13 protein-coding genes and 1 pseudogene are annotated in these 13,114 nt (G+C 60.4%); 10 read left to right on the forward strand and 4 right to left on the reverse strand.

Translation table 11 applies throughout. The features are described from left to right. The first annotated feature begins 195 nt into the window (after positions 1-195). Positions 196-408: a hypothetical protein gene (locus tag VFN25_RS14900; protein ID WP_325143299.1), complete on the forward strand. Its 213-nt coding sequence runs from the start codon at positions 196-198 to the stop codon at positions 406-408. Between the two features lie 658 nt (positions 409-1,066). On the opposite strand, the gene VFN25_RS14905 is transcribed toward VFN25_RS14900, so the two are convergent. Then, on the reverse strand, positions 1,067-1,621 hold the full coding sequence (locus VFN25_RS14905; RefSeq protein ID WP_325143301.1) for a DUF2058 domain-containing protein: 555 nt from the start codon (positions 1,619-1,621) through the stop codon (positions 1,067-1,069). Between the two features lie 72 nt (positions 1,622-1,693). Here VFN25_RS14905 and VFN25_RS14910 point away from each other — a divergent pair. After that, positions 1,694-2,191: pseudogene (locus VFN25_RS14910) on the forward strand (M48 family metallopeptidase). A 380-nt stretch (positions 2,192-2,571) separates the two neighbouring features. Here VFN25_RS14910 and VFN25_RS14915 read toward each other — a convergent pair. Further along, positions 2,572-2,955, reverse strand: a complete 384-nt coding sequence (locus VFN25_RS14915; RefSeq protein ID WP_325143303.1) for an HU family DNA-binding protein — start codon at positions 2,953-2,955, stop codon at positions 2,572-2,574. A 472-nt stretch (positions 2,956-3,427) separates the two neighbouring features. Here VFN25_RS14915 and VFN25_RS14920 point away from each other — a divergent pair, with 472 nt between their 5' ends. Genes VFN25_RS14920 through VFN25_RS14940 form a run of 5 tightly spaced genes read left to right on the forward strand, consistent with a single transcriptional unit; the run spans position 3,428 to position 7,592 of the window. Beyond that, a complete protein-coding gene (locus VFN25_RS14920) occupies positions 3,428-4,393 on the forward strand; it encodes a two-component system sensor histidine kinase NtrB (RefSeq protein WP_325143305.1) in 966 nt (321 codons plus the stop codon). Continuing rightward, the gene (gene ntrC, locus VFN25_RS14925) at positions 4,390-5,784 is read left to right on the forward strand and encodes a nitrogen regulation protein NR(I) (RefSeq protein WP_325143307.1); all 1,395 of its coding nucleotides are present in this window, start codon (positions 4,390-4,392) and stop codon (positions 5,782-5,784) included. Before VFN25_RS14920 ends, ntrC begins: the two co-directional genes overlap by 4 nt. After that, positions 5,781-6,785 carry a hypothetical protein gene (locus VFN25_RS14930; RefSeq protein WP_325143309.1) on the forward strand — a complete coding sequence of 335 codons (1,005 nt, stop codon included), beginning with the start codon at positions 5,781-5,783 and terminating at the stop codon, positions 6,783-6,785. The genes ntrC and VFN25_RS14930 overlap by 4 nt, the downstream gene beginning before the upstream one ends. After that, on the forward strand, positions 6,766-7,128 hold the full coding sequence (locus VFN25_RS14935) for a hypothetical protein (RefSeq protein WP_325143311.1): 363 nt from the start codon (positions 6,766-6,768) through the stop codon (positions 7,126-7,128). Before VFN25_RS14930 ends, VFN25_RS14935 begins: the two co-directional genes overlap by 20 nt. After that, the gene (locus tag VFN25_RS14940; RefSeq protein ID WP_325143313.1) at positions 7,125-7,592 is read left to right on the forward strand and encodes a GNAT family N-acetyltransferase; all 468 of its coding nucleotides are present in this window, start codon (positions 7,125-7,127) and stop codon (positions 7,590-7,592) included. The genes VFN25_RS14935 and VFN25_RS14940 overlap by 4 nt, the downstream gene beginning before the upstream one ends. Positions 7,593-7,759: 167 nt before the next feature. Here VFN25_RS14940 and VFN25_RS14945 read toward each other — a convergent pair whose 3' ends face one another. Continuing rightward, the gene (locus VFN25_RS14945; RefSeq protein WP_325143315.1) at positions 7,760-8,437 is read right to left on the reverse strand and encodes a hypothetical protein; all 678 of its coding nucleotides are present in this window, start codon (positions 8,435-8,437) and stop codon (positions 7,760-7,762) included. Positions 8,438-8,584: 147 nt separating this feature from the next. Here VFN25_RS14945 and VFN25_RS14950 point away from each other — a divergent pair, with 147 nt between their 5' ends. Then, positions 8,585-9,553 (forward strand): hypothetical protein, encoded by a 969-nt coding sequence (locus tag VFN25_RS14950; RefSeq protein ID WP_325143317.1) that lies wholly within the window; start codon positions 8,585-8,587, stop codon positions 9,551-9,553. 6 nt (positions 9,554-9,559) lie between these two features. Here VFN25_RS14950 and VFN25_RS14955 read toward each other — a convergent pair whose 3' ends face one another. Then, entirely contained in the window at positions 9,560-10,279 is a 720-nt protein-coding gene (locus tag VFN25_RS14955; RefSeq protein WP_325143318.1) for a 2OG-Fe(II) oxygenase, read from the reverse strand. Between the two features lie 66 nt (positions 10,280-10,345). On the opposite strand from VFN25_RS14955, the gene VFN25_RS14960 reads away from it, so the two are divergent. Together VFN25_RS14960 and VFN25_RS14965 are read left to right on the forward strand one after the other, a co-directional pair. Then, positions 10,346-11,626 (forward strand): acetyl-CoA C-acetyltransferase, encoded by a 1,281-nt coding sequence (locus VFN25_RS14960; RefSeq protein WP_325143320.1) that lies wholly within the window; start codon positions 10,346-10,348, stop codon positions 11,624-11,626. Positions 11,627-11,694: 68 nt separating this feature from the next. Then, the gene (locus VFN25_RS14965; RefSeq protein ID WP_325143322.1) at positions 11,695-13,059 is read left to right on the forward strand and encodes an RDD family protein; all 1,365 of its coding nucleotides are present in this window, start codon (positions 11,695-11,697) and stop codon (positions 13,057-13,059) included. The last annotated feature ends 55 nt before the right edge of the window (positions 13,060-13,114 follow it).

Genomic DNA, 13,114 nt, shown 5'->3' on the forward strand with positions numbered 1-13,114 from the left:
CAAATTGCCGCTTGATCACCGACCGCCACCGCTGATCGGGAAATAGCTATCTGCATAGCGTCGCTACGGGGACCGGGCTTGTCCAACAAACGGTTCAGATCGCGGCTCGCTTCGCTCGCACGATCTAACCTTTCTCGTTAGGCGGCACTGCGAAGGAGAAACGAAGTGCGAGAAGTAACTGAGCGGGATCTTCGAATGCCTGAGTTTCGCGACGCGAAGCTAGAGGATTTGGAGTTTCGAGAAGACGGAAAAATTGTCAGGAAGGATCGTTGGGAAATGGCTATCCATTCGATCAGATACGAACTCGGCGACTCGCGACGAGAGTTCGAGGTGCATGAAATTGTCGACGCGGTAACGGCGCTTGTTGCGACCGTGCCGGAACAGGGCGACGAAGACGATGCCGCCTAACACCGGAAATAAGCCGCCGCGTCAGCGGTCGGCTTGATTGACTAGTTGTACCAAGGCTACGCGAGGACTTTGGTCTTGGGAAGCGAGATGCAGTGTGCTCTTTTAGCATGAACGCCTGGCCGAGCCGGTGACCACGAGTTGCCACAAACCAAAAGCGATCAGCGCCACGACAAACAATGAAGATACGAAGAACGATCGCGCCGCTGATGCCGCCATTCTCGCCCACGGATTCGGCGCAGAGCACTCACTACGAGACGCGATAAACCACGTTGAGATGAGCTCCCCATAGACGGGTACAACTACTATTCGACACCAGAAGAGTGCCTATTCCTGGTGTCTAATCCCGGGTTTCGGGGCTTGGTGGTAGTAAATTTTCTAGATGAATCATCGGCTTCCACCGATTGTGGCGTCTAATCCCAGATTCTAATCTTGCGGGAGCTCGCAAGGGTGAAGCAGCGTCTTGGAATATTCACACTCTCCAGCCTCGTAGGCAAGCTCGAAGGGCCTCACCCGCTTGGGAGATGAGCGTCTCGTTCCGTGACATCTAAGTATTCGGGCCATCCAAACGAGCAAGCTGAGTGTCTCCTTTTGGCCGATATCGGACCTGTCGCCAAGCGGAGCGGCGGTACCTGCATAAGCTCTGGCCTGACCCGCTTGCTTACCAATCCAGGTCGTCAGGTACCTTGAACTGCGCGTAGTAGGCATCGTCTTCCGAGGTTCCAACGGAGGGTTGCGCGTCGGATCCCTGGCCGTGGTCTAGGACGATCATGCTGGCGTCGCGTTCACGTACCTTGTCGCCAGCCGCGCGTGGCAACAACTCGTAGCGGTCGCCGAGACGGGCGATCACCAGTGCGCCGGAAGACAGCATCTTGCGCAGCTCTTCGTTGACCAGCAGGGTGCGGATGGCGCCGTCGGCGGTGAAGCGGTATTCGACCTCCCCCGAGCGCGGCACTTTCTTGTCTTCAATGATCTGACGCGCCTGAGCAGCCAGTTCGGTGATGCGGACCTTGGCTTTGTGTTCGGCGGCAAGCGCACGGTCCCGCTCAGCCTTTTCGGCCCGCGCGCGCTCCGCTTCCCGCTGAATTTCGCTAAGTTCCGCGGGACCTTTGCCATGCCTGGCCTTGTTCTGCTCGCGGGCGACCTCGGCAACTTTCGATTTTTTGACCAGGCCTGCCTTGAGCAATTGTTCCTGCAGCGGATTCGCTTTTGCCATGTCTCGGTTTCGTATTTGGGGTCTGTGGCCCATCATACTGGGCGTCCCCTGTGCTTTCCTGCCCCTCTGTTGATGTCACCTTCCAAGTACCTTGATGGTTACCCGGCCCATGTGCAGGCCAGAGTGCGCGAGCTGATCGAGTAGGATCGGCTCGGTACGGTGTTGAACGCCAAATATGGCGAGCTGCACGTCGTGCGCACCAACAACCAGCTATACGACTACGTGCAGGCGCTCAAGGATCGTCATCTGCGCAAATCGGTGCCGCTGGGCAAGGTGCTGTACGACAACACGTTGCAGGTCATGAAGCACGCGCTTGGCGCCCACACCAGCATTTCCCGAGTGCAGGGTTCCAAGCTGAAAGCCAGCCGCGAGATTCGCATCGCCAGCGTATTTCGCGATGCGCCTGCCGAGTTTCTGAAGATGATCGTGGTGCATGAACTGGCGCACATCAAGGAAGCCGAGCACAACAAATCCTTCTACCGGCTGTGCACGCACATGGAGCCGGACTACCACCAGCTGGAGTTTGATCTGCGTCTCTACCTGACCCATCTTGATGCGGGCCGCCGCTAGCAAGGCTATGGCAGCGTCAGGCCTTCCGAAAAGAGCTGGTGGTTTGCGGCCCATCCAAATCACGCTGGTGGCCGATTCCGGATGGACGAAACGACATGGCGTCAGTTCGACAAGCGCCACCAGCGATGCAGACAAGCGTGCAATCCATCGTGCCCGATAGGGATCAGCGCCGTAGCGGGTGTTTGCCTGGGGATTCCAGGCAGACACCCTCATCAGCCTGCTAGCCGGGACGACTCATGAATCCGCGCGACGATCGTGCAGGACAATGGATTCACACGGCATTTCGAAATTGAGGCGATAGCGGGAGCTACCGCCGTTTGAGCGAATGTCGTATGGATTCATGGCGCAAGCGCGCGCGTGCAACTCATGAATAATTCAAACTAGAGGGCGGCGTCTTTGAGCTTCTTCAGCGGACGCACCTTGATCTTCACGCTTGCCGGCTTGGCGGCGAACACCTGCTCCACACCGGTGAACGGGTTCATGCCTTTGCGCTTCGGCTTTGCCGGCACCTTGACGGCGTTGATCTTGAACAATCCTGGAAGGGTGAAACTACCTGCGCCCTTTTTGTGCACGGCGCCAAGTACGGTCTGCTCGAGTGCCGCGAGCACAGCCTTGACATTCTTTGCCTCTACACTGGCTTGCTCGGCCAGGTGTGCGATCAGCGCCGATTTACCAAACGCCTCCTTGATTGGCTTGACCGCGGGTGTTGCCTTCGGTGCGGCTTTTTCTTTTGTGGTCTTCTTGACAGTAGATTTGGTAGCCATTGATATCAGTTCTCTTGCATTGCACCGCTCCCGATGAAGCGACGGCCGTTTGGCGCGTCAAATCTAAGCGTTTCCCGAGTTTTTCGCCACTTTTCGCAGTATTGGCCCAGCAAAGTTCGGCTGACCAGGCACATCTCGCCATGGAATTCGCAACGCTCGCCAACCGCAACGACGATCCCTTGGCCCCGGATTGCCCATGATTGCCGCGACCGGCGTTTCGATGGTTCTGGCCGGGTCGAGACAGGAATTGTCGAACTCCGGCGAACGTCACATGGCCACAGCGCGGGAAGGAATGAGGGCGGGAAGGCTTCGGATTGAGCGGCACGGGTGGTCAGAGTGCCAATCCGCGACCTTTCCCGGCCCACTTTCCCTGTTTTCGCCCTATCATTGGGCAATGACAAACGTTCGCACCACTTTGGCGCATTCAGAATTCGCAGCTTCGGCCGAGGTGCTGACGCAATGCGTCACGCCGATGGCAAGGCTCAATCGAGCGCTGCAGTTCACCTGGCTCAATCCGGCACTTGCGGAGATGCTTGGCCTGGGTGTGACGCGCTGGCTGGGTACTTCGCTGGAGCTCATCGAGCCGGGCGGTTGCGGCATTGTCGAGGCGGCGCGCCGGGCCATCCAGGATCAGCAGGTCATTCTGCTTCGCCAGGCTGGCGTGCGCGATGGACATGACAATCGACTAGTCAGCGATATCGCCTTGACGCCATTGAACAACGACGAGCTTCTGCTTGAATTCCACACCCTGAATGAAACCTCGGCGCGCGCGGCGCCGATGTTGTCGGAATCGCTGCGCGGCTTCGCCCATGAGGTCAAGAATCCGCTCGCCGGGGTTCGCGGGGCCGCGCAGCTGCTCGGTCGACGTGTCGAAACCGCGGAATTGCGCGAGCTGGCGAATCTGATCATCAGCGAGAGCGACCGTTTGACCGTGCTCGCCGATCGCCTGCTCGGTACGCGTGGCAAGCCGCGTCTGCTTCGCCTCAATGTGCATGAGTTGCTCGAACGGGTGGCCCTGCTGATCGCAGCCGAACCGGCGGCGCCCGTTGTGCGTCGCGATTACGATCCCAGTCTGCCGGCGGCGGTGGGCGATGCCGATCGTCTGTACCAACTGCTTCTCAACCTTGCAAGAAACGCGGTGGAAGCCGGTGCCGGGTCGTTGACCCTGCGCACGCGCGTCGAATTCGGCGCCCGCTTGAACGATCAGCTGCGCCGGATCGTGCTGCGTATTGATGTCATCGATGATGGCTGCGGCGTGCCGGCCGAGCTGGCATCGTCGATCTACCAGCCGCTGGTATCCGGACGTCCCAACGGAACAGGTCTCGGTCTTGCGCTGGCCCGTGAAATCGCCCGCGAACATGCCGGAGAATTGCGCCACAACTCACGTGCCGGGGCGACCGTATTCAGCGTGTTGCTGCCACTGGAGCTGTCGTCATGAGCAAAGTATGGATCGTCGACGATGATCGCAGTGTGCGCCTGGTGCTCGCTGCGGCGATGCGTGATGCGGGCCTGCAGCCACGGGAATTCGCCGAAGCTGATACGGCCATTGAGCTGTTCGGATCGGAACGGCCGGACGTGTTGTTCACCGACGTGCGCATGCCCGGGGCGAGCGGACTTGAACTGCTTGAACACCTGTCGGCTCAAGCCGCCCAGGTGCCGATTATTGTCATGAGCGCATTCACCGACGTGGCCACCACCGCGGCCGCTTACCGGCACGGCGCGTTCGACTACCTGCCCAAGCCATTCGACCTCGATGCCGCTGTCGAAATGGCCGAGCGCGCCATTGCCCAATCGATTCCGGCGCTGGCGGGATCCGCCAGGCATGTCGCTACGCCGGAGCCGGAATTGCTCGGCAGCGCGCCGCCAATGCGCGAGTTGTTCCGCGCCATCGGACGCGTCGCCGCGAGTGGCTTGAATGCACTGATCACCGGTGAAACCGGAACCGGCAAGGAGCTCGTCGCCCGCGCCTTGCACCGCGAGAGCGCGCGCGCCGATGCGATCTTCATTGCCTTGAACACCGCGGCAATTCCTTCCGAATTGCTTGAATCGGAATTGTTCGGTCATGAAGCCGGTGCCTTTACCGGCGCCAGTCGTCGCCATGCCGGGCGCTTTGAACAAGCCGATGGCGGCACGCTGTTCCTCGATGAAATCGGCGACATGCCGCTGGCCTTGCAGACCCGGTTGCTGCGCGTGCTGGCCTCGGGCGAGTTCTATCGGGTCGGCGGGCGCGAGCTGCTGAAAGCCGATGTTCGAGTGATTGCGGCGACTCATCAGGACCTCGATGCCAAGGTTGCCAGCGGTGAATTTCGTGCCGATCTCCTGCACCGACTCGACGTGTTGCGACTCAAGCTGCCGCCACTGCGCGAACGTCGCGAGGATATTCCGCGACTCGCCGAACACTTTCTCGCCCAGGCCAGTGCCGAGATCGGCCTTGAGCCAAAACGCTTCGCGCCCGCCGCCTTGAGTGCATTGCGCGAATTGCCGTGGCCAGGCAACGTTCGCCAACTTGAAAACACCTGCCGACGTCTGGCTGTCCTCGCCAGTGGTCGGCAGATCCATGCTGGCGACCTGCCCATCGAACTGCGCAGTGCGGTCGCCTCAACGCGTCCGCGCTGGAGTGTCGCCCTCGCCGAATGGGCCGAACAGGAACTGCGCGGCGATACGGAAGTGTTGCATCCGCGTGCACTCGCCGAGTTTGACCGGGTGCTGTTCGAAGTGGCTCTGCTGGTCAACCATGGACATCGACAAAATGCCGCAAAAGCTCTCGGCCTGGGGCGCAACACGCTGACCCGGAAGCTCGGCAGTTCTCGCAAGAGGAAGCGCGAATGAATGGGTTCTGGCAAGCGATCAGATGGTTGCTCGGACTGGCACTCGCCGTCGTGGTCCTGTTCCTGCTCAATCTCGCCTACTTTCGCTGGCGCGGTCCCACCGATGCCCAGAAGGCGGCACTTGAGCGCGTCGAAGCGGGAACGCCGCGACCGCAGGGTCGCAACGCCTTCGCCCTGATGTGGTTGTTCGACAAGGACATTGCCGACGAAGAAATGCAGCGCGCTGCCGATCTGGATGTGAAGTTCGCGCAAGAGCATGCGCACCAGGGCGATGCGATTAGCGAATTCCCATCATCGAAATTACCATCCCTGGCCGAGCCCGCCGCCGGGTCGACCGTGCTGTGTCAGCTCCAGGAAGCCGAATGCCTGGCACGAGTGCAAGGAAATCCAGAAGCCACACGCAGCGAGCTTGCAACGCATGCACGCCTTGTGGCTCGCGCAACCAAGCTCGAACAGTTCGATTTCCTGCGCAATGATTTTCCCACGCAATCCGCCCTGACGATTGCCTATGTCGGGAACCCGCAACGCCTGCGTCTGAGCAGTCTGGCTTTGGCCTTTGTCGATGGCCAACGCGAAGAGGCATTGGCGGGGACGTGTCAGAATCTGGCGACATGGCGACGCTTCGGTCAGGAAAATCCGTCGCTGATCTATTCCATGATCGCTGTCGCCCAACGCGACGCGGCCATGCGCTTGTTTGCGGAAATGCTGGCGCAATTGGAGTCCGGGGATAGCGTTCCCGAGTCCTGTGGGGCGGCCCTCGGGGCCGTGACGGCAGCGGAGGTTTCCCTGTGCGCACCAATGATGGGTGAGTTCGACTTTGTCGACGCCGCGCTTGCCCAGGCGCGTCTGGCCGGCAACAAGGACAGCATCGACGACGTGAGACTGGTTGGCGAAGGCGAATCCGTGTTCCTGTCGGATTCTCAATACCGCGCGTGGCGAAAAAGCCGATTCCTTTTGCGGATCAAGGGTCGACGAAGCCGCTTTGCAGGATCGCCTGATTGACCATTCCAGGGAGAAGATCGGACGGCTCGAATGCGCCTCGAATTGGGTCGGATGCATCCTCGCCAACATTGCCGCGCCGGCCTATGTCGATTACGAAGCCCGCCTGCTTGATTCAGCCGCGCATTTGCGCCTGGCTTCAACGCTGCTCTGGTTGCACAACCATCGCGACGACACGCGCCCATTGGCAACCCGGTTCGCCGAGCGGCCACTGCCGTTGCGCAGCGGCAACCGGGCCAGCGGGGTCAGCGACGATGACCGCTCACTATGGGTCGAGAATCGCTACCAGAAACGTGGTGAGCGCTTCGAGCTGATGCTTGCCCCAAGTAAGGAAACCCCACCATGAGTCCTGCCACGACGGTTCGCGCAGCCAGCGAGTCCGATATTGCCTTCCTCGTCGACTGCAATGCAGCGATGGCCCTGGAAACCGAGCACAAGGTGCTCGATCGTGAAGTGCTGACACGTGGCACCTCAACCGTATTCGCCGAGCCGCAACGCGGCTTCTACCGGATTGCCGAGCGTGACGGAATGCCCGTCGGCTGCCTGATGGTGAGTTATGAATGGAGCGACTGGCGCAACGGCGACTGGTGGTGGATCCAGAGTGTCTACGTGACCCCACAAGCGCGCCGCAGCGGCGTCTTCAGCGCGCTCTACGCCGACCTCGAAAAGCAGGCACGAGGCACATCGGGCGTAGTCGGTCTGCGCCTCTACGTGGAAAAGGAAAACCGCAACGCGCAGGCGACCTACCAGGCACTCGGCATGAACGATTCAGGCTATCGCTTGCTTGAAGCCGGGTTTGTGGAGCTTTGATTTTTCCCGGTCGCGACGATAACAGTGAGCAGTGAGCCGATAGCGGTTAGCGGGAAGGGCGGTTTCGGCGAGTTGGGTCGAGTCGCGAGAACCGTGGTAGTCACCCCATCAAGTCGAAAAGCGCAATGCTCTTCCCACTTCCCACTTCCCGGCGCCAGCCAAAGGCGCTAAATCCCGTGAGCCGCAAGGATCGCCCGACACTGAGCTGCCTGGCGACGATCCGCCCCTTCGATGTCGACGGTTCCCGACTGATAGCGCAGCGTGCCGCCAGCGGCGAGGTTGGCGATCTGTTCCTCGTTCGGCTTGAGCAAGGCCGCTTCGATGATCTGCCAAACTGCTCCGAGCTCGGCGTATTCGTACTGCGCACACGCCATCGCGCATAGATCGAGTGTGGTCATATGTCGCGCATGGGCGGTCTTGATGCCGAACGCTTCGCCGATCGCGAGGGCCAGTTCAGGACCGATCAGCCCCTGTTCGAGCAATTCCCGTTCGAGTCGCTGGCCGACTTTGTCGATGGTTTCCGCAGGGCCGGACAGCAACCACGGCATGACCAGCATCGGGCTGCCGAGCAAGTCGGTTTCCGGCTCAAGATCGGCGAGCGGCAGGCGTCCCTGATGCGCGCCGAGAGCGACAACATGGGTATCGCCCGCGTTGCGCGGCAACCGTTCCAGCGCTTCGGCCAGCGCCGCATGCAACGGCCAGCCTGGGCGCAACAGTTGCGCCTGATCGTAGAGCGCGCCGACGAAAACGAAATCCAGATGACGGATCTCGGGGACATGCGCAGCCAGATCGTGGGCGAGGGCGTCGGCCAATATGCTGGCCGTGGTTCGATCCAGCGAAGTCACCGGTGGCACGCCAGGCGCTTCGCATTCGATGGCGACAAGGGCGAGGAAATTCAGGGCAGTGCTCGACAGTCAGGCGCTGGATGGCCGGTTCGCCAGTGTAACATTGGCCTTCCAAGCATCTCTGCTGGCGTAAACGCAACAAAAGCGATGCGCCATGCCGCTGCTCCGCTACTGATGGACGTTCTGCGTGTGATCGACCTTATCAAGCGCAATGTCGCTGACCTGATCAGCCTCTTTGTTGTCCCAATCTTCGTAGCGCTCCTGCCATGGAGCATCGGCTTTCGCGTGTTGAAGGGTCTGGCACGTTACGATCGCCGCCATCGCGCTGCGGTCGAACAAGCCTGGCAAGCGGCCAAGGCGCACCTTCCCGAGCAAAATGAAGCCGACTGGAAAAGACGCTTCAGGTTGTTGCGTTTGCTCGAGCGCACCGATACCTGGCTCGTACTGTTTCGCTCTTCGCGCTGGTGGGCGAGGCGAATCGATCAGGTCGGGGAGTGGCCGAAACAGGGCGGACCTTTTGTTCTGTTGACTTACCACTGGGGCGGCGGGCAATGGGTGTGGAGGCAGCTCCATCATCACGATATACAAGCGCACTTCCTCGCCAAGCGCGCGGCAGTGAGCGATTTGGGCGCTGGGCGAGTCTCGTTGTGGTACGCGCGATTCCGCGAGCTCGGCATTCGCCGACCTGGTAATCGTGAAATTATCTACACTGGCGGAAGCAGTGAAAAAATTCAGGATGCTCTGCGAATGGGCCGCAGCGTGGTCGGCATGATGGATGTGCCGGCGGCATCACATCAGGCTAGCTTGCAGCGCCCTTTGCTTGATGGCGCCATCCGATTTCCGATCGGATTGGCCCGACTCGCAAACGAGCTTGATGTTCCGGTCGTCGTTTTCAGCTGTGCATTCGATATCAACAACGGGCGACGCATGCTCAATGTCATCTCTCTGCCTGCCGGCACTCCGGTAGAAACAACGGCAAGTGTCTACGTTCAGCACCTCGGCGCCTGTTTGCAAGCCGAAAACGCTTTTTGGCAAATATGGCAAGCCGCACCGCTGATGTTCGCGCAGGTTGAACCAGATTCGGCAACGGCACCGCAAGCTGCGCAGCTGGAATGACCTGCCTCACTCCACGTGAAGCCCCTTGTACAGCGTGTTGTGCGGGGCTCGTGGAGGGCATTCGGAATCCGCGCCTGCCGTGTAGTAGTACAGGGCGATCGACTGGCGATGGATCGATGCGGATTTCCAGTGGTTCGGGTGACCGTGAAAACTGTCCGAGCGGGTCGAGAACACGACGGCGCGATTGAACAGGGGTTCGACAATGCGCTGGCAGGATCTGGCCTGACGATCCCAGAGTTCGAGTTCGCCGCCCAGCTCGCTCGACCAGTCGGGGGTCAGGTAGATCAGCAGATTGACCCGTCGATGTGCCTGCAAACGTTCGTGCCAGTTGAAATCGGCATGGATGCCCAGGTGTCCATGTTCGCGCGTCAGATGAATGCCGCCACCGACCAGATGCGGATCAGGCAGCAGGTGATCGATCCCGGTCAGTTGTTCGAGAAAACTGACAAACGGGCCGGAATTCATATCGTGTATGGCTGATCGCAGCCCAGTGGGGAAGTGCTCTTCGCGTGAGCAACCCATCTTTACCTCGAAATGTTCCGCGCCAAAGTAATCCCAGGCAATCGGATCCTGCGGCTGAGGGAAATGCCGGGCAAGTTCAAGCGCACGTTCGGGGCGCAGGAACTGATCGATGACTGCGTACGGATACGGTTCAGCCGTTCGATACTCCTTTCCGTGGGCGGCCGAAAGCGCTTGCAGGCGCTCGAGATCGAATACATAGCTCATGCAATGCGGCATCAAAGACGTAGGCGTTGCATAATAGTATTCGATTTCTGCCAAACGAGGTTCGACGTGACTGCGATCAAGCGAGTCGGTGTCATCGGTGGCGTGCGTATTCCGTTCTGCCGCAACAATACCGTGTATGCCGATATCGGCAATTTCGGCATGTCCGTAAAAGCTCTCGGCTCGTTGGTCGAACGCTATGGTCTGCACGGCGTCGAACTTGGCGAGGTTGCCTTCGGTGCGGTGATCAAGCATGCGTCGGAGTGGAATCTGGCGCGTGAAGCAACCTTGTCTTCGGGCCTTGCGCCGACTACGCCGGGTATCACCACCGCGCGTGCCTGCGGAACCGGGCTGGACAACGCGATCATCATCGCCAACAAGATTGCCAACGGGCAGATCGAAGCCGGCATCGCCGGCGGCAGCGATACCACCAGCGATGTGCCCATTGTCTACGGACGCGCCCTGCAGCAGCGTCTGCTTGCGGTCAATCGCGCAAAAAAGCCGCTCGACAAATTGAAGACGGCGATCAAGGGATTCTCGTTCGGTGAGCTGGCGCCATCGTTCCCCGGTGTCGCCGAGCCGCGCACCGGCAAGTCGATGGGTGATCACTGCGAGCAGATGGCGCGTGAATGGAAAGTGTCGCGCGAAGATCAGGACAGGCTCGCCTGGGAAAGCCACCAGAAAGCCGCCGCAGCGTATGAGCGCGGATTCTTCGAGGATCTGGTCGTGCCGTTTCGCGGCCTCGACCGCGACAATATCCTGCGCCCCAATACCACGCTGGAGAAACTCGCCAGCCTCAAACCCGCATTCGACAAGACTTCCGGCCACGGCACCCTGACAGCAGGCAATTCAACGCCGCTCAGCGATGGTGCCTCGGCGGTTCTGCTCGGCTCGGAAGCCTGGGCCAAGGAGCGTGGCCTGCAAGTGCAGGCCTGGCTTACCCACGCCGAAGTGGCGGCAGTGGATTACGTTCACGGTGAAGGCTTGCTGATGGCGCCGACCATCGCGGTTCCGCGCATGCTCGACGCGGCCGGCATCACCCTGCAGGATTTCGACTACTACGAAATCCACGAGGCGTTTGCCGCCCAGGTTCTGTGCACCCTGCGCGCGTGGGAATCCGAGGAGTACTGCAAGAACCGCCTCGGTCGCGACAAGGCACTTGGCTCAATCGACCCGGACAAGTTCAATGTCAATGGATCGAGCCTCGCCCTGGGTCATCCGTTCGCGGCAACCGGCGCCCGCATCGTCGCCACCCTGGCCAAGCTGCTGGAGCAGAAAGGATCGGGACGTGGACTGATCTCGATCTGTACCGCTGGTGGCATGGGAGTGACTGCAATCCTTGAACGCTGAGCCGGTTGCGCGGCTAAAACCATCATGACAAGTGGTAGATTCAAGAATGCCTGAATGGGGAGGGGACCATGGAGTCGAACAAGCACGCACTGGTACTGAGTGGAGATCTGCTGCCCGGATTTGAAGCTGCAGACGTCTGGAAGGCGGCTGCCGAACTCTTTCGCATCGATCAGGCACGTTTCGACAGCACCGTATTGGCGCGTGCGCCAATGACCATCAAGGAATCCGCAGACGTCGCCGAGCTGGCGCGACGCAAATCCGCGCTAAGCGCGATCGGCGCGCAGAGTGAAGTGGTGGGATTGAGCGGTGGCAGCTATTTCGTCTTGATCGACAACACCCCGCGCGGCCCATTGCCGCATGAATTCATTGAACAACGTTTGCGTGATGGCCGTTGGCCAGCCGGACTCAAGGCCGCGCCGGTGGGTAGTTCCGACTGGCGCGTTTTCGAGGTTGCTGCGGCACAACCGTCGCTGCCAACGCCAGCCGTTGCAGCCGCTGCGATTGAAGCTGACCTTGATGCCGGCAGCGTTGACGAAGCGGACACGGTCGCCGCAAAAATCGCCCGGGTTGCCGACAGCATCGCCGGGCGCAAGAATCTGCTGCCACTGCCGGCGGGCGACGCTATCCATGCTGGTTTCTGGCGGCGCTGTGCAGCCTGGTTGATTGACAACCTGCTGCTGTTCATTCCGTCTGTCATCGTCCTGATGATTCCGATCCTCGGTTACCTCATCTACTTCGCCGGGCGCTGGGCGTATTTCGCCATGATGGAAAGTTCGCCGGCGCAGGCGACCCTTGGCAAACGCGCGATGGGCATCATTGCCACCGACGGCAAGGGCCGCCGCCTGAGCCTGGGCCAGGCCAGTGGCCGCTATTTCGCCGGCGCGATTTCCTATATCACCTTGTATATCGGCTACGCGCTGGCTGGCTGGACCTCGCGCAAGCAGGCCTTGCACGATCTGATTGCCGATACCTGTGTCGTTTTTGAAACCGTCAGACCCGGCGAACCATTGCCAACGGAACGCCCGCCGATGCCCTGGTACGGCTGGGCTGCAAACTGCGTGCTGCTGGCAGTGTTTCCGATCGCGATTCTAGCCGCCATTGCCGTGCCGGCCTATCAGGACTACACCATGCGAGCCAGACTGCAGAGCACCTTTATTGCCACAAGTGCGGTAAAGCTCGGTGTCGCCGAATCGATCTTCAGCAACAACACCTGCCAGGGTACGAATCCTTTCAGCGACGACCCGCTGGTCGAATCGATCCGCATCAGCGGCGAACCGCCCGCCTGCGTCATCACCCTGACCCTTGCCTCGGATTCTGCCACGCCGGCGGCGCTGCGTGGCCAGACGATCGAGTGGCAGCACACCGCTGACGGTGCATGGAACTGCATTTCCACAATCACGCCAAAATACCTTCCAGCCGACTGTCGACCGTGATCGAGACGCGCGTGAGACGTGCATCCATCGGCCTCGACGGCGATACTTGACCTTC

It is taken from the genome of Dokdonella sp. (genome assembly GCF_035703485.1).
In the GTDB taxonomy this organism is placed as follows: domain Bacteria; phylum Pseudomonadota; class Gammaproteobacteria; order Xanthomonadales; family Rhodanobacteraceae; genus Dokdonella.

Coding starts and splice junctions, on each gene's coding strand:
- VFN25_RS14955 (WP_325143318.1), bottom strand. CDS start 10,279: ATGAGCTATGTATTCGATCTCGAGCGCCTGCAAGCGCTTTCGGCCGCC.
- VFN25_RS14940 (WP_325143313.1), top strand. CDS start 7,125: ATGAGTCCTGCCACGACGGTTCGCGCAGCCAGCGAGTCCGATATTGCC.
- VFN25_RS14930 (WP_325143309.1), top strand. CDS start 5,781: ATGAATGGGTTCTGGCAAGCGATCAGATGGTTGCTCGGACTGGCACTC.
- VFN25_RS14900 (WP_325143299.1), top strand. CDS start 196: ATGCCTGAGTTTCGCGACGCGAAGCTAGAGGATTTGGAGTTTCGAGAA.
- ntrC (WP_325143307.1), top strand. CDS start 4,390: ATGAGCAAAGTATGGATCGTCGACGATGATCGCAGTGTGCGCCTGGTG.
- VFN25_RS14965 (WP_325143322.1), top strand. CDS start 11,695: ATGGAGTCGAACAAGCACGCACTGGTACTGAGTGGAGATCTGCTGCCC.
- VFN25_RS14950 (WP_325143317.1), top strand. CDS start 8,585: ATGCGCCATGCCGCTGCTCCGCTACTGATGGACGTTCTGCGTGTGATC.
- VFN25_RS14920 (WP_325143305.1), top strand. CDS start 3,428: ATGGCAAGGCTCAATCGAGCGCTGCAGTTCACCTGGCTCAATCCGGCA.
- VFN25_RS14905 (WP_325143301.1), bottom strand. CDS start 1,621: ATGGCAAAAGCGAATCCGCTGCAGGAACAATTGCTCAAGGCAGGCCTG.
- VFN25_RS14915 (WP_325143303.1), bottom strand. CDS start 2,955: ATGGCTACCAAATCTACTGTCAAGAAGACCACAAAAGAAAAAGCCGCA.